Origin of the sequence: Centipeda periodontii DSM 2778 (assembly GCF_000213975.1) — a bacterium.
GTDB lineage: Bacteria > Bacillota > Negativicutes > Selenomonadales > Selenomonadaceae > Centipeda > Centipeda periodontii.
In genome coordinates, this window is the sequence record NZ_GL892076.1 from 1,982,046 (window position 1) to 1,997,078 (window position 15,033).

The following is a 15,033-nucleotide window of genomic DNA, read 5'->3' on the forward strand; positions in this document are numbered from 1 at the left end:
GCTCCTTTCCGCAGTGTATAACTCTTCTTCCTTCCCCTATTATATCATCTTCTCCGTTTTGTGGGCATGATATCTGGCAGTTCCTTAATCTTCCAGCTCTTTCGGCTCATCCAGTCGATGCGTTATGTAGTCATGCGCCTCTCTGTCCCATCCATCAATAGAGAGCACTTCCGCAATAACACGCGATGCCGCCCTGCGCTCGATGTAGACAATCACATCGATGGCGCGGGCAATGCCCGCTTGCTGTGAGGAGATGGAAACGCGACTGACAAGATCCTCAAGACGGAACAGCGTATCATGGGCACTGTCACTATGTACGGTGGAGCAGCCCCCGCGATGCCCGGTTGACCACGCATCGACGAGCGTCAATGCCTCCTTGCCGCGCACCTCACCGACGACAATCCGATTCGGCGAGAGGCGCAGCGTTTTCCGTAGCAGGTTATCCATATCCACGGTGTCTGTGGTCGAGAGTGCGACATAGTTCTCCGCCGTGCACTTGAGTTCTTTCGTGTCCTCAATCTTGACATACTCCCCACGGCTAAAGCCGGGGGATTCTTGGATACAGACGGCATTTGCCTGCGATAGCGCAGGTCTTACAATGCCTCTCCAAAGAAGGTCGATGCCCCAACCTTCAAGATGTTCTTTGCGGTGTTCCTGTCCCGATCATGAACGGCACCGCAATGCGGACATGTCCATTCTCGGACGCGCAAATCTTTCGTTTCCGGATTCTGCGCGCCGCAGATATGGCAGGTTTGTGAGCTCGCATAGTACCGATCTATCTTTTGAATGCTCGTTCCTGTTTTGCTCGCCTGATGTTCGAGAATTTTCACAAACTCCGCAAAGCCGTAGTCCGAGATCTTTCTGCCCCATCGTTTCTGCATTCCCCTCAGGTTCAAGTCCTCGATGCACACAAGAGCGTATTCCTCGCAGATCGCATGTGTCAGCTTGAAATGAAAGTCTTTGCGCTGATTGGCTGTTTTCTTATGCAAACGGGCGAGTGCAAGTCGTGCCCTCTTTCGATGGTTCGACCCTTGCTTTTTCCGTGCAAGCGCTTTCCCTGCCCTGCGTATCGCTGCTACATTCTCCTTGAAAAAGAGTGGGGCTTCCCTGTCGTTTCCGTCCGATGCTGTGAGAAACTGCCTGAGTCCGAAGTCATAGCCGACGCTTTTACCTGTTCTTGCCAAGACTTCGTTTTCCACTGTTTCACAGACGAAATAAAGATAGAGGTCCCCAAGTGCATCCCGCTTGATGGTGACGGTCTTGACCACACCTTCGATGGCACGGCTTTTGAAATAGCGGTACTTTTGCGTACCGATTTGGACGGCATTTCCCTCTAGGAGCTTCCACCCTGCCTGCTTCAAGGTATACGATTTATACTTTCTCACCTTCTTGAACGAGGGCGGCGCCGTGCGCACCTTTTGTTTCAGATTTCGAAAAAACAGTTTGTAGGCACGGTCAATCCGCTGTGTGATGTCCTGCACCGCCTGTGAACCGATTTCTTTCAGATAGGAAAACCGGGGTATCTTTTTGAGCTTCGTGAGATGTTTTTGCAGGGCATAGACGTTCAGCGATTTGTGATATAGACGATAATACCGTTTGTGCAGAGCAATACAGTGATTATAAATGAGACCTGCCGCATTGATTTGTCGGTGGAGCTTTCGGTTTCTCTTTGCCTTGTACAGCTTAAAGCAGTAGGTCTTCATTTTCTCACTTCCTTTGCGATGTTTTCTGATTCTCGATGGATTGTTTTCATCCCATCAATGAAAGTTTACTGCAAAGAAAAGCGAAAATCAATTGTCCGCTTTCAAATGCTTGCGCAAATTCGGCGGACGCGCCTTATATCCCCAGCCCTAAAGGGCGGGGCTTTACGGCGCATTGGGTAAGGCTGTCATAAACATCCGCACTGACCTGCGCCGTTACTTGCCCGGGAACGGCGGTATCAATCCCCGTAAAGAGCATCGCAGGAATCAGCGTCCCTGCCTGAACGACATAGGGACTTCCGGAGGTAAGGGACAGATTCGCAGTCTGCAAGGTGTTCGACGCGGGAATTGTCGGTGCTTCTCCAGACGGCTGCGGCAGTCTCTCCTCCTGCGTTGCTATTGCCGCTCCGTCCCAATGCAAAGTCGATGGCAGACGCAAATCGTTTTTCAAGTTCATCTGCGGCGCGTTTTTCCGCAGCAAGCGCAGCATTTGCCGGCACAGCAGCAGATATCGGGACGGCAGCAGGTGTCGGGACAGCCGCAGTCACCGGAGCACTATAAACGCCTCCCCCCGGTGACGCAGCAACACTGTATGACTGCGACGGAATATCTTGCTCACCACGATTCACACGAGCTACAACATGCGCATCATCGGAATCCATCGGCTGTGCACTCGCGACGCGAGTCCCCTGATTTCGCTGGTCGAGTGCACGCAGATCACGGTAACTGAGTTCATCCTTTGCGGCAGCTTCTCCTGCATGTGATGGTGTCTTTGTCTCCTGTACCGATGATCCGTTTGGACGGCGCGGGGCTTTGCTCCCGGGATCGTCTTGAAAGAAGACATAGCTCATTGTGAACGCAAGCAAGAGTCCAATGACGGTAAATCCGACAATTTTGCGTCGAACCCCATAAACTCTCTTGTGAACGCCGCTGTTCATGCGGACATCGCCGGGATTCTGGTCGCTTGCGTCTCCCTCAAGTTCTTTCGGAGACTCCTGTGCCTCATCCTCGTCCGTTGTGCGGCTGCGGTTACGGTTGAAATGGGTCTTAAAGGCTTGAATGAATTTGGTGATACTGCCCATATTCGCCATACTGCTCACCTCGCTTTATGCTCGATCGTGATGTTCTCGTGCTCACTCACCTGCAGCTGCGCCTTATCAAACGGGGCATCGATGATGTAGTAATCATCTTTCTGCCGGTAGTTGACGAGTGTCATCATTCGATTCCCCTTCTCTTGGATAAAGATAGGAATCTGCCGCTGCGGAATTTTCTTGAACTTCAAGTAGACGCGCATCCCGTCGGAAAACACCATTTCGGGACGATATTCTGCGTTCTTTCCCTTGACCTTGTAGCTGAAGTCAAGGTTTTCGACGCTGGAAACATTGACAGAAGTCGTCCGCAGTGCTTGTTCTTTCTGCTGCGTCTGCAGCATATTCTGACGATCTTCTGCCGCATACGTCCACGTCACCATCGGATTGTACCAATCGGCACTATGGATGATGAGCTGATAGCTGCGCTTATCCGTCGTAACGATAAGATTTGTCGTGGAAACTTCTACAACGGGCTTGATATAGAGATGCGGAACGCCGTCCACGGTCGCCGAAGACACCGCCCATCCTGCGGTGTCCCCGCCGCCGACGAATTGGATGGTCTCCCCTTTACGGAATGCGAGGTCGGTCAAATAGCCTCGTCTGCAATAGATTTTGTAGAGCTGCGTGGGAGAATACGCAAAGGTCATTGTCGAATTGCCCTGCGCATTGACCGCATCTTGCGTGTCATTGACATACGCAGCAGGGGCAGGATTGACAAGAGCGCGATCCGTCGGTGCCGGAACGGCAAGACGAACCATTTCCTGCTCCCGCTCATACCCATCCAGCCGTTCTCTGAGCCGATCGAGGATGTTCATGATCTGCGTCTGCGACATGCTCACGGCATAGATGCTGTCACGGAGATCATTTAATTCCTGTACTTCCGATTTCGTCAGCCCTTTTGCGGGCGCGGTCTGTTCTGCTTTGCGGACAGCCGGCATTTTGTCCGCCTCTGCCTCGCTGCGCTCTGCACGATCAGCAATGAATCGGGCAAGCGTTTCTTCAATAGGAGGTGCATCGCTTTGCACCTGTTCGGTTGATGCGTCCGTACGCGCAGCGTCAGCGGCATACGCAGGAGCGCCGAAAAACATTCCGGAGGTGAGCAGACCACCGAGGACTGTTGCGGCAAGGTGCTTTTTCATACGCTTTTGTAAGAGCATTTTTTTCTCCCTTCAGTACATCCGACTACTTCGCCTGTTCCTGCTGCTGTGTAGGCTGGCTCTGATTATTCTTTTGCTTTGTTCCGATTTCTGCCGAGAAGTTGAGATCGGAGATATAAAGTCCCAGCGGATTCACAAGCAAAGTCTGATCGTCCTTCGGTGGGATCGTGGTCACAGCAAAGACACACTCATATTTTTTTACGTCCTGTTTGCCGCTGGCAATGTTGAACTCCTCCTCTGTCCATGTAGCATGGTAGGAATCCGTATCCGGAATCTTCTTGATACCAGTGATCTTTGTTTGGACGGTATACATCGCATACTTGTTCTTGAATCCTTCATTGCGCTGGATTGCCGCATATTTTTGTGCGGCTGCTTGCGTGAGGTAAGCAAATGCTTTTCCCTGCATCTTTTCCTGTTGGACAGGATCGAGCTGGATATTCCGGGCGTTTTGTATAAACTGCCCGATAAAATAGCGAACCTCGACTTCCTGCGGGGTGTAGTCCTGTGCTATAAAAGCACCTGCTTTTTCTACCTCGCCCGTGGACTTATCCACAGTGACGACGTAAGGGATAATCTGCGATTTGAGCGACTGCACCGTCAATCCGATGGAGAGTACAACACAGGCAACCAAAAGACCGATTGCAATACGTCGCCAGTTGTAATTTTGCATGGCAACGCCCCCAATGCGTCGATCGATCACCTCGCGCGCCTGTTCGGCAGGACTTAGTGTCTTGCTGGTGTCGGAAAACTTCTCCGGCTGCTGAAAAGATTTTAATCCCATGTTCTACCTCCCTGTTTGAGCCGTAGGCACATCCTGCCCACCGAAATATGCAATACGCCGATCGGAGAAGGTTATCCCCTCTGTGAGTACCGAAGACTTTGCTGCATCGTCTGCCGCCTCGGGGGGAGGCGATGCAGCAGGAAGCGGGTATTGTTCAGCAATCGCAGTCGCTTGCTGAACTACGGGGGACACACCGACTGCGGAGGGCAGTGGTATTTGCGCCGCAACACTTACCTGCGGTACAGCTCGCTGTGCGATCTGCGCTTCTCCGATCGGGACAGCTTGGATCACTTGATCTTTGACGCTGCTCTCATTATTTTCCGGCTGCGGCACGACGCTATACGGAATCATAACGTCTTCTGATACCGGCGGGGATTCTGCTGCATACGCCGGACTTCTTGCCGCATTGATAAGGATGATGCCTCCGACAAAAAGAAACGGGACAAGGAGTACGACCGCAGTCATCATCCCGAGAAGAAACCCATGCCGCAAGGTCTTTTTCTCGGTATCATCTCGACAAAATGAATAAGGCAAAATACTCATGGATAACCTCCCTACATTTTTACACGCGAGCATCAATAGATAATTTCTTCATGCTCAATCCGCATATTTTGTGCAAGCTCACCAATGCTTCTCTGAATTTTGCTTTCAAACGGATGACGAAAAAGCAGTGTCACCTTTTTCCCGCTCATATCCAGACAAGCACATTCGACGGGAGCTAGGATGCGCCAAATGTTTCGATGTTCCGGCTGCATTTCTGCGAATGTTTGCCACGCAAGCGCGTTGATCTTCGCATTCTTTGCAAAAGAGTGTACCCGCCGACGTACTGTATCGGCGGGAAAAGTTCCACACTCTGAGCGCAGAACAAACCGCAGATCATGCTCAATCATTATGACGCGAATCAATACATCCGCTTCCTGTTCCCCAATCAGAAGACGCAGCGCTTCTGCGATGGACAACTCAGCATACATACTGTTCCCGCCGAGAGATGAGAGCAGCGTATGGATCTTCGGCTGCACACGCAGCTCATAGTCTGCCCTGCTCCGCGCTGTCCATGTCCGGATTCTCATTTCTCCCGACATAACGCCTCCTCACCATTGGGTAAAAACAGGTATGACCACAGCCCTGATGCGCGTAATAGGTACTGTGCCTGTATAACGCCCGTCGAAGCTGCGCGTAGTGTCGGCGATTGGCAGGAACATCCCATCAGACACAACATAATCTCCCTGTGCAAGCTGCGGTAATGGGCGATCTTTGCTGTCCAGCTCTCGCACTTCCCCAATATATGCGCCGTTTATACAAAAAACTCCATGTTCTCCAATGCTATATGCATCACCGGCAACAGCACCGACACGCTTCAAAAAACGGACATCCTTATGTTTCGTATATCCTCGCTGAACTGCAAAGTCTAGGACTTCCTCCGGCGGATCATAGACAACAATATCGCCGCGTTCGATCGTCGCTGCCGGAATACGCAGATAGATTCCGCGCGGAAGACTTGCTGTTTGGTTGTAGAACAATATATCCTGCTGAGGAAATTGCCAATGGCATATATCTGCAAAAAGCGCAAGAATGGCGATGAGGAAAACGACGCCAATCCAAATTTTTTGTTGAATCGTAAAAGAATATCTGTGTCGCAACAGATCACCGCCCTTCCAGAATAACCTAATGCAGAATTAAAATACTGCACGTTTTTCTAAGTACGCGAGTTTTTTGTCTCTCCTACGATTTTTCTGACCGCATCAAGATACCTGCGCAAATATGCGTGTATCGTGCTTGCAGCTACAGAATCCACCCCCGCAAGCCCCGGCAGCTCTGCCGCAGCGGCAAATGGATGCGCGATCTTGGCGCATATCACACGCTCGTATTCGCTCCTCTCGCCGCTCTGTCGGGTAAAACCCTCCATGAGAGAGAGCAGTGACCGGCATCGCGTACGCGCATCATAGAGTGATTCAAGCCATCCTGCCGCAAGCGGCAGCTCTGCACGAAGCACAAACGTGCCAATGCGCATATCAAGGATCGATAGCAGGTTCTGCAACACGATGGGCGCGTAGGCATCCGCAGTGCTGGCACGATAGAACAGGAGCGAGGACAATCTGCGCAGAATACGCTCATGTATCGCATATAAGTGCCGCTCGGAGGCTGGCAGCCGAAGGGCGAGATAGTGAACGCTTCTCCCGTCACGATAATGACGCTCTAAAAACTCTGCCTCTAGCGCGCTGACATTCTCGACAAGCACACGGGCAAGCAGCCGCGAGATTTCCTCCCGCTACCATCGAAGATACCCGGCAAGAATACGCGGGCGTCTCTCACGCGCACATAGACCTTGCAGCTCTTCGAGCGTGATCGGCAGCACCGGTTTCTGCTGCTGCAACGCCTCTCTCAAGGCATTTGATGCGAGTGTAAGCCCCAAGTCGGGGCATTTTATCCGTGATTTCACCTGCATAAAAATCCTCCCATCACGGGCTTGCCCGTCCTTCTGCGTTCCCGCGTTGGCGCAGCAGGAACTCCTTTGCAAAGACCGAAGAGTCCTCCATCCGGCTAAGAGCCTCTTGCAGATTGCCGGTAACAGGAGCATCCTGCTCCTTCTCCACAGAAGGGGCAGCCGGCGGAACGTAGGGACGCGGAGGAGGTTTCTGCGCTTTCGCAGTCTCCTGCGCTGCGGGACGAACGGGAGTAAACGTATAGCCGTCTCTGAGCGCAGCATGAAGCCATCCCGTCGGATTGCGAATACTCTTTGTCTGCATGGCGATCTCTAGAAGGCACGCTTTTTCGCCCACTGCCGCCTCGCCATAGCTACGGATAAAGCGTTCCAGTGAGGCGCCGGATACGCCGAGCGCAGCACAGAGGCTGCGGACATCGCCTGTTGTTGTTTCATGAATTCTATGCGTGTTCTCTGTTGTTGTAGTCTCTGTTTCGCACGCGCGCGAGGAGGGCACGCAAACCCGCGCCGTTACTGGGGGTTCGGCGCTTTTTTTCTGTGGGGTCAAATTGACACCCGTATGAGGTTCATCTTGCTCCTCATGTGGTGTCATTTTGACACTTATCCAAGGTTCACCCACTTTGATTTTTTGACCTTCTTCATCATCATCCGATACGTCAAGGTCTGTATGTTCCGATTCCGCAGTATCAAAAACATAGCGTTCTTCCGTATGTCCCCCGCTTTCTCCCGTTGGTGGAGGAATAGAAATACGCCGATCAACGCTTGCTACGCTCGCCTGAAATTGCTCGTGTACGATTTTTTCACTAAGTTCTTCGATAAGCGCATAGTTGACAGTGTAGGCTTTCGTCTTGTTATACGAATTTCCGATCACTGTTGAAAGCATCGCCTTTTGATCTTCAAGCGACTTGATGATGCGTTTTATCGTGCTTTCCGACCAGAATGGAAATTGAACATTCCACTGCTTGACTGTATTGTAAATCCAGCGGCGTCCATATTGGTCGCAGAAGCCCGCTTCGCGGCTGATCCAGTATTGCAGCTGCTGAAGAAATATCGCCTCATTCAGACCGATTAGAACAGCAAGATTCGGTTGGACGGTGAGCGGGGATTCCGAAATCAGAAGACTTGTCGCTGCCATCGTTCTCCACCTTTCCTAATACTGCCACAAAACAAGGGGGTCTGCATATACATACCCTCCCTCCACGTCGCGGACGATATACTCGAGATGCAGGTGTGCGCCGGTCACATAACCGGTCGCCCCTACAAGCCCGATCGCAGTTCCTTGTGGTATATACTGATCAACCGTCACATACACATCCGACATATGAGCATATCGTGTATATGTGTCATACGCAGGATGATAGAGCAACACCTGATTTCCATAACCGTCCGTATAGTCTCCAGATTGAACCACAACACCGTCAAAGAGCGCAGGAATAGGCGTTCCTGCTGCATATCCGAGATCTACGCCCGCATGAAAAGACCACTCTCCTGAGATTGGATGATAACGCCATCCGAACGCCGAGGTCACAGGAAGATCGGCTGCATGAACGCAGAACGGGAAAAGCAGGAGCAGGAACAGCACTGCTCCTGCGGAAAAGACTTTTTTGTTCATGACTGTCCTTTCATAACATCCGCACCGGTCTCCCATTGTGCAGGAAAACCATCTGTACGTCTCTTATCAAGCATACGTTGAAATGCTGCCTCGTATGTTTTTTCATACGTCCTCATTCAATGTGCAAAATAACAGCTACTCGTTCATTGCATCTACAAGCCATTGAGGAGCAAGAACATTTTTTCCTTCATGGTCAAATAAGACTTGATAGGTTACAAAGAACTCTTCTGCCGCCTCCTCAGTGTAATGCTCTTCTGCCAGATCTTCATCTTCAGGACAAAGACCACACCAAAAAGGGCTTTCGAGGAATTGCTTTATGGCAGTGTCTCTTGCCCCAAAACCAATACGATAATACGGATAAAGCACGCGAGCATTTCCCATATTTGCCTTTTCTGCGATCATAAATTTTCTCATACAATGACCGCCTCTCGTGGTTCGTAGATGATTTCCTTGCCAAGCTGTGCTGCGAGAGCAATCTCCTCGCGAACGCCTTTGCTGTGCTCCCAGTTTTGGAGTACATAGATGGCATCCGCTTCGCGTACCATCGCCGTTGTGATGCGAAGATACGCATCCCATTCCAGACCGCTCGGCGGTAGCACAGCAGGATTGAGCACCGTGCAATCCTGCTCAAGCAGCCATCGTTCTACCGCAGCAAAAATTTTCCTATATCCATCAATACCGGTGATCGCACCAGAGATGAATACGATTTTCCCTTCAAGGTTCATGGTAATCCTCTGCTTTCATAGTTGAAAAGGGCTTCAAGGAACGGGGGATGAAATCCACGCATAACCGAACTTCATTGTATCGAGAGCAAAATCAATGGCTGCCGCCTCCTGCGTCCGCCCGCTCGCTTTCATGGATTGCAGGAGTTTGCGAAGGGTATCTACTGCCTCCCGTGCGGTAATCGGCTCACTTGGGCAGATACTTTCTTCGACGGCAAGCGAGGATTTATCATTCTCCTCAGATGAAGACAGAGCATCTGTAATCAATCGCTCCTGCCCTTCCTCCTCTTCAAGAAGGGTTTCAAGGGCTTCCCCCGTGTCTCGTCATAAACATCTGAAATGCTCTCGTCCTCTTTGATTGAGGCGATTTCATCGCGCGTATCATCTTCTGTATAGGAGGATATTACAGGGGAAGTGATCTCATACGCCGTATGTCCTTCTTGCTGATGTGCTTGATCGGGAGCTTCCTCCGCATCTGTAAAAGCCTCATCCTCTGCGGGAACTTCATGCGTCACTTCAGAAGCTGCTGCATCTTCTTCCGTCTCTGCCTCCGGCTCCGGATTCGATGCTTTCAGATGTGCTGCCAGATCAGAAAGTGTTCCGGAGAGCCGTCCTGCACGAATGGAGGCGACGAAGCTGTTTTGTAGCTCCTGATCTAAAGTGGCAATCTCCACTGCAACACTTTTACCAATCAGCCCCTCCTCAAACGCATTTTTGGCTTCATCCGTAAGCTGCGAGAGTGTCTGTAGACGCTGTAACGCCGATTTTGAAGTAGAGAGTATATGCTCGGCGAAGAACGTACGAAACTTCATATTCACTCCGTTTGCATCCGCGAGTTCGCCCTTTTCTTTTGCCTCCTGATAGATTGCCCGTGCAATCGGCTCAAGCTGCTGAACCTCGTTCAGCTGATCCAACACCGTCTTCTGACGGTAGTTGTTGGCGAATATGATGGAGAGCATCTCTACCTGTTCGGCAGAGAGTGCCCCCTTTGCTTCAAAGGCGGGTAAAACATGACACGGCAATTCTGCCTTATCGATTTCACCGCGCCGGATGCGGCAGAGTGTTGCAGAGAGACGACGCTCACCCGAGATCAGGCGATATGTGCCGTCGCCGTTCGCAGTTACCTCCAACGGTGCCATGTGATCGGAAACGGCAAGCGAGTTTGCCATTTCCTCAATGCCCTCAATCGAATAGAAGTTCTTTTCGTTTGGTACAATCTTTTCTGCGTCGATATTCTCAACACGATAGACGGAACGCTGAACTGCTGCGTTTTGTGTTGCCATGTTGAGATAGGAAAGCATACTTCCTTTATGTTTTTTCATTGGAGCAGTTCCTCCGCAAATCGAAGGACATCCCTTGCCACACGGCAGTGAGGACAGACCTCAAAGATACTCTTACGTGCACGGCTCGCTTGTGCCGTTTTGCCATCGGTGTCGCGTAGGAAACGCGCGACCGGAAGAGGGGAACCCCCTCACGCTCCAACTCTTTGCTGAGTTCGATTGCTTCCGGATATGCCATATACTGATTCACGAGAACGCCTTTAATGGACAAGCCCGGATTGAACTGCTGCACATCCGTAATCTGATCGTGCATCTTGCGGATGCCCTCGATGCTGTCCAATTCAAGAAGCGTCACGATAATCACATCATCCGTACAGGCGAGTGCATTGAAAACACTCATGTTGATGTCCGGCGGATTATCGATCACACAGACAGCATAATCATCGGCGATTTCCGCAAGCGCATTTTTCAGAATCAAGTCCTGCCGCGTCTCCTGATCGCCGATGACGGCATAATTCGCCTCGACAAGCCCCATATCCGCAGCAATGCAGTCAATGTTGTGGTACTGCGATTTCTGCAAAACATCATGCACAGATGCCCCGTCCATCAAGATATTCGTGAGCGTTCCTTTTCGCTCATCTGCTCCAAGCCAACGCGAGGCATTGCCCTGCTTGTCGTTGTCAATAAACAGGACACGCAAGTCCCACGATTCGGCAAGCAGATACGCCAGCCATGTTGAGATCGTCGTCTTACCGACGCCTCCTTTGAGATTGATGAAACTGATGGTTTTCATGTTTTCCTCCCTGTCCTCTGATCCGTACCGTCCGAATAGGTAAAGCGTTCAAGTTCGCTGATGACCTGTCGCATATAGTCAATCAGATCGCTGACACGCTCCGCATTTTGGGGATCATGCTCCATTGCCTGAAACTCCGCAGAGAGCTGCCGGACGCCGGATCGTATGTTGAGTTTCAGACGATGTAAGTTTTCCTCAAATTTGGATATGTGGTGTACCTCGATGATCGTCTCAAGGTATTGGACTTTCTGTTCGAGGGATGCAATTTTTTGCATAAGAGCATAGCGGGACTGCTGGTCATCCATCTCATACCTCCTCATTTGTCCTAAAATTCAATGAAAATGTCCTTGCAGTTTTAATAAAATTCTGCTACGCTATGCGAGAAACTGGTGGTGAAGGTGAAAATCTCAGTCGCAGAGCTTATCATCATCCCTCCTGAATCCGCATTGATGTACGGTCAATGCGGATTTTTATATGTCCATATATCTCTGAGATTGTCGATTCCCAAAGCATCGGCGATACGAAATGCTGAGATAAGGCTCGGTGAAATGGATCCGTTCTCATAGCGTATATATGTCCTGCGCGATACCCCGGCCAGTTTGGCAATTTCTTCCTGCTGCTTTTCCTGCTGGAGGCGAACTTCCCTCAACCTGTTCTCCAGATCATATTTCATGTGGGGCTATCCCTCCTCGGTGGAAGGATCACGCCGAAAGCCGCCCCTGTGTTCTATGTTCTCCTCCGTATAACTGGATGCCCAGACAGAAACAGCCTCATCCTCTTGTTCGTACTGCAATATTCCTTCTGCTTCAAGGTCATGCAACGTCTCCCCCGCTTCCTCTACGGATGCAACCAGATATCGAGCAAACTTCTTGATGTCTAGGTGGAATCCGTTCGGAGCAGCCGTTACAAGACCAATGAGAACTCCGCGTACAAAAAGCCTCATGACATACTCCCCCCATCAATCTGATCTCCCCATATCTCGAGTACATCTGCGCCGAGATAGTTGGCGATCTGCATTGCGACCAAGGTCGGCGGCACTTCTGCTTCGGTGTCATCCTCATATCTCTTATACAGATAAAGAGGTATTCCGACGGCTTCAATGACCTGCCCCTGCGTGATCTTCTTTTGTGCCCGAATTTGCCGCAGCCGATTCCCAATCCGACGTTGCCGCTCCGCAAGAAAAGGATTTTTCTCTGCAAAGGTTCTTCCGCAGTCTTGGCAGCGATACCGCCGACGATTGTAAACATATTGCTTCGTGGCATTTGGAATCCCCTGTAACGTCTGAAGGCGGTACTGATGCACCTCGGTATGATGCGATCCGCACGAGGGACATTTCACCTCATCGACACGAGGGATATGGAAACGTATCTCATCCTCCGTGCGAATCTCGATGCACTCCTCCGGGAGCGAATCAACATAGCTGACAAACTCAGCAGGCTTTATCATTCTGATCTCACCTCTTTTCGCACAAAAAAATAAATGTTGCAGGACACATAATGTGTCTCCACAACATTTATCATAGAGCCTAAGTTTCAATCCACGCGCCCCGTGCGGGGCGCGACGTTTACCGCAGCATGATTCGGATGAGCTCGCATGGTTTCAATCCACGCGCCCCGTGCGGGGCGCGACTTGCTGTACTGGTCATAATATTGCACAAGTGAGTGTTTCAATCCACGCGCCCCGTGCGGGGCGCGACCACTTGATTTCGAGTTTATTATTCGGATTTTTAGTTTCAATCCACGCGCCCCGTGCGGGGCGCGACCCGTTCTGATAGGCACGCTCACGAAAATTGCTCGTTTCAATCCACGCGCCCCGTGCGGGGCGCGACAGCGTTTACAGATATTACCGTCAGCATGGAGCTGTTTCAATCCACGCGCCCCGTGCGGGGCGCGACCGCGAAGTCGTGAGCAAGACAGAGCGTCACGGAGTTTCAATCCACGCGCCCCGTGCGGGGCGCGACGAAGTCAAAGCATCATATTCGGATTGCTGAGACGTTTCAATCCACGCGCCCCGTGCGGGGCGCGACCGTTCTTCTCGCGCAGCCGCTCCGCCTCCGCGATGTTTCAATCCACGCGCCCCGTGCGGGGCGCGACCGTACCACTACGACAAAAGGTCTGACCAAATCAGTTTCAATCCACGCGCCCCGTGCGGGGCGCGACGCGGGGGGGTCTACACCCCCCGCCACGTCCTCTGTTTCAATCCACGCGCCCCGTGCGGGGCGCGACGTTAGGCTCTTGATCGCAACGCCTTTTGACCGCGTTTCAATCCACGCGCCCCGTGCGGGGCGCGACCCAGAAGGTGCGCGACGGCGACCACCTGACGGGCGTTTCAATCCACGCGCCCCGTGCGGGGCGCGACATTCTTACGCCGGCATATCGTCGCACAAGGCAGGTTTCAATCCACGCGCCCCGTGCGGGGCGCGACATCGCTAATAGATCCTTTGTGCTGCGGGCAAGCCGCGTTTCAATCCACGCGCCCCGTGCGGGGCGCGACCCGGAGGCAGAGACGTGGGGTGGCTGTTCTGGTGTTTCAATCCACGCGCCCCGTGCGGGGCGCGACAAGCTCTTATAATAATTTTATGTTTACGTCAATGTTTCAATCCACGCGCCCCGTGCGGGGCGCGACTCGGCTCGTATGCAAGCGGCGACTCCTCTTCTCAGTTTCAATCCACGCGCCCCGTGCGGGGCGCGACGTGTGTTGGACCTCAAATTCGGCTGAACTCGTGTTTCAATCCACGCGCCCCGTGCGGGGCGCGACACGAACTCAAAAAGGCGTGTAATGCGGTCGGCGAGTTTCAATCCACGCGCCCCGTGCGGGGCGCGACCGCCGACATGATACGCGCCCGCGCTTCTGGCAGGGTTTCAATCCACGCGCCCCGTGCGGGGCGCGACGCGCGGCGCCGTAATCTTGAGTGATTTCGACGCATGTTTCAATCCACGCGCCCCGTGCGGGGCGCGACTCTAGCACACAACAGGATGAACATGAGCGCAGAGTTTCAATCCACGCGCCCCGTGCGGGGCGCGACTTCGGTCATGGTCGTATTCGCCGCCGAAACGAGGTTTCAATCCACGCGCCCCGTGCAGGGCGCGACTTCGGTCATGGTCGTATTCGCCGCCGAAACGAGGTTTCAATCCACGCGCCCCGTGCGGGGCGCGACGCTCGCATGTGCGCCACTGACGGATGCCAATCGTTTCAATCCACGCGCCCCGTGCGGGGCGCGACTCATCGCGCAGCCGTCTGATTACATCGCTGTGTGTTTCAATCCACGCGCCCCGTGCGGGGCGCGACTGGCGCAGTGCCCGTGCGGCGTGTTCTTCTGCAGGTTTCAATCCACGCGCCCCGTGCGGGGCGCGACAATGGTTTCTCGGTCGAATCCTTTCAGTTCGTAGTTTCAATCCACGCGCCCCGTGCGGGGCGCGACGTAACACTCATCACCTGCCTAGGACAGGAGATT

At 52.4% G+C, this 15,033-nt stretch carries 21 protein-coding genes and 1 CRISPR repeat array; all 21 genes read right to left on the reverse strand.

All coding sequences use genetic code 11. The features are described 5' to 3' along the window. Positions 1 to 84: 84 nt before the first annotated feature. Positions 85 to 621 (reverse strand): ATPase, T2SS/T4P/T4SS family, encoded by a 537-nt coding sequence (locus HMPREF9081_RS08990; protein ID WP_083812215.1) that lies wholly within the window; start codon positions 619 to 621, stop codon positions 85 to 87. Then, the gene (locus HMPREF9081_RS08995; RefSeq protein WP_006306878.1) at positions 594 to 1,703 is read right to left on the reverse strand and encodes an RNA-guided endonuclease InsQ/TnpB family protein; all 1,110 of its coding nucleotides are present in this window, start codon (positions 1,701 to 1,703) and stop codon (positions 594 to 596) included. The genes HMPREF9081_RS08990 and HMPREF9081_RS08995 overlap by 28 nt, the downstream gene beginning before the upstream one ends. A gap of 133 nt (positions 1,704 to 1,836) precedes the next feature. After that, positions 1,837 to 1,959 (reverse strand): hypothetical protein, encoded by a 123-nt coding sequence (locus tag HMPREF9081_RS14850; RefSeq protein ID WP_425358244.1) that lies wholly within the window; start codon positions 1,957 to 1,959, stop codon positions 1,837 to 1,839. Next, positions 1,940 to 2,791, reverse strand: coding sequence for a hypothetical protein (locus HMPREF9081_RS14130; protein ID WP_006306879.1), 852 nt, complete (start codon positions 2,789 to 2,791; stop codon positions 1,940 to 1,942). Before HMPREF9081_RS14130 ends, HMPREF9081_RS14850 begins: the two co-directional genes overlap by 20 nt. A 5-nt stretch (positions 2,792 to 2,796) precedes the next feature. After that, a complete protein-coding gene (locus tag HMPREF9081_RS09005) occupies positions 2,797 to 3,930 on the reverse strand; it encodes a TrbG/VirB9 family P-type conjugative transfer protein (RefSeq protein WP_245529879.1) in 1,134 nt (377 codons plus the stop codon). Between the two features lie 43 nt (positions 3,931 to 3,973). Then, a complete protein-coding gene (locus HMPREF9081_RS09010; RefSeq protein WP_006306881.1) occupies positions 3,974 to 4,729 on the reverse strand; it encodes a VirB8/TrbF family protein in 756 nt (251 codons plus the stop codon). 3 nt (positions 4,730 to 4,732) lie between these two features. After that, the gene (locus HMPREF9081_RS09015; RefSeq protein ID WP_040394948.1) at positions 4,733 to 5,272 is read right to left on the reverse strand and encodes a hypothetical protein; all 540 of its coding nucleotides are present in this window, start codon (positions 5,270 to 5,272) and stop codon (positions 4,733 to 4,735) included. A 32-nt stretch (positions 5,273 to 5,304) separates the two neighbouring features. Continuing rightward, positions 5,305 to 5,811, reverse strand: coding sequence for a hypothetical protein (locus HMPREF9081_RS09020; protein ID WP_006306883.1), 507 nt, complete (start codon positions 5,809 to 5,811; stop codon positions 5,305 to 5,307). 9 nt (positions 5,812 to 5,820) lie between these two features. After that, positions 5,821 to 6,369, reverse strand: a complete 549-nt coding sequence (locus HMPREF9081_RS09025; protein ID WP_006306884.1) for a S26 family signal peptidase — start codon at positions 6,367 to 6,369, stop codon at positions 5,821 to 5,823. 56 nt (positions 6,370 to 6,425) lie between these two features. Further along, complete coding sequence (locus HMPREF9081_RS09030) at positions 6,426 to 6,968, reverse strand: hypothetical protein (protein WP_006306885.1); 543 nt, start codon at positions 6,966 to 6,968, stop codon at positions 6,426 to 6,428. Between the two features lie 220 nt (positions 6,969 to 7,188). Next, positions 7,189 to 8,307: a hypothetical protein gene (locus tag HMPREF9081_RS09035; protein ID WP_006306887.1), complete on the reverse strand. Its 1,119-nt coding sequence runs from the start codon at positions 8,305 to 8,307 to the stop codon at positions 7,189 to 7,191. 15 nt (positions 8,308 to 8,322) lie between these two features. After that, a complete protein-coding gene (locus HMPREF9081_RS09040; RefSeq protein WP_006306888.1) occupies positions 8,323 to 8,784 on the reverse strand; it encodes a M23 family metallopeptidase in 462 nt (153 codons plus the stop codon). Positions 8,785 to 8,919: 135 nt separating this feature from the next. Beyond that, on the reverse strand, positions 8,920 to 9,198 hold the full coding sequence (locus tag HMPREF9081_RS09045; RefSeq protein WP_006306891.1) for a hypothetical protein: 279 nt from the start codon (positions 9,196 to 9,198) through the stop codon (positions 8,920 to 8,922). Further along, positions 9,195 to 9,509, reverse strand: coding sequence for a DUF4406 domain-containing protein (locus tag HMPREF9081_RS09050; protein WP_006306892.1), 315 nt, complete (start codon positions 9,507 to 9,509; stop codon positions 9,195 to 9,197). Before HMPREF9081_RS09050 ends, HMPREF9081_RS09045 begins: the two co-directional genes overlap by 4 nt. Before the next feature lie 33 nt (positions 9,510 to 9,542). Then, complete coding sequence (locus tag HMPREF9081_RS09055; protein ID WP_006306893.1) at positions 9,543 to 9,773, reverse strand: hypothetical protein; 231 nt, start codon at positions 9,771 to 9,773, stop codon at positions 9,543 to 9,545. After that, positions 9,770 to 10,789 carry a ParB/RepB/Spo0J family partition protein gene (locus HMPREF9081_RS09060; RefSeq protein WP_167535619.1) on the reverse strand — a complete coding sequence of 340 codons (1,020 nt, stop codon included), beginning with the start codon at positions 10,787 to 10,789 and terminating at the stop codon, positions 9,770 to 9,772. The genes HMPREF9081_RS09055 and HMPREF9081_RS09060 overlap by 4 nt, the downstream gene beginning before the upstream one ends. Before the next feature lie 25 nt (positions 10,790 to 10,814). Continuing rightward, entirely contained in the window at positions 10,815 to 11,579 is a 765-nt protein-coding gene (locus HMPREF9081_RS09065) for a ParA family protein (RefSeq protein ID WP_006306895.1), read from the reverse strand. After that, entirely contained in the window at positions 11,576 to 11,884 is a 309-nt protein-coding gene (locus HMPREF9081_RS09070) for a hypothetical protein (RefSeq protein ID WP_040394951.1), read from the reverse strand. Before HMPREF9081_RS09070 ends, HMPREF9081_RS09065 begins: the two co-directional genes overlap by 4 nt. Positions 11,885 to 12,036: 152 nt before the next feature. Continuing rightward, entirely contained in the window at positions 12,037 to 12,252 is a 216-nt protein-coding gene (locus tag HMPREF9081_RS09075) for a helix-turn-helix transcriptional regulator (protein WP_006306897.1), read from the reverse strand. Positions 12,253 to 12,258: 6 nt separating this feature from the next. Then, positions 12,259 to 12,522, reverse strand: coding sequence for a hypothetical protein (locus tag HMPREF9081_RS09080; RefSeq protein WP_006306898.1), 264 nt, complete (start codon positions 12,520 to 12,522; stop codon positions 12,259 to 12,261). Next, on the reverse strand, positions 12,519 to 13,025 hold the full coding sequence (locus tag HMPREF9081_RS09085; RefSeq protein ID WP_006306899.1) for a helix-turn-helix domain-containing protein: 507 nt from the start codon (positions 13,023 to 13,025) through the stop codon (positions 12,519 to 12,521). Before HMPREF9081_RS09085 ends, HMPREF9081_RS09080 begins: the two co-directional genes overlap by 4 nt. Before the next feature lie 83 nt (positions 13,026 to 13,108). Continuing rightward, positions 13,109 to 15,000: direct repeats of the CRISPR family, unit length 33 nt; unit sequence GTTTCAATCCACGCGCCCCGTGCGGGGCGCGAC. Positions 15,001 to 15,033 lie beyond the last annotated feature (33 nt).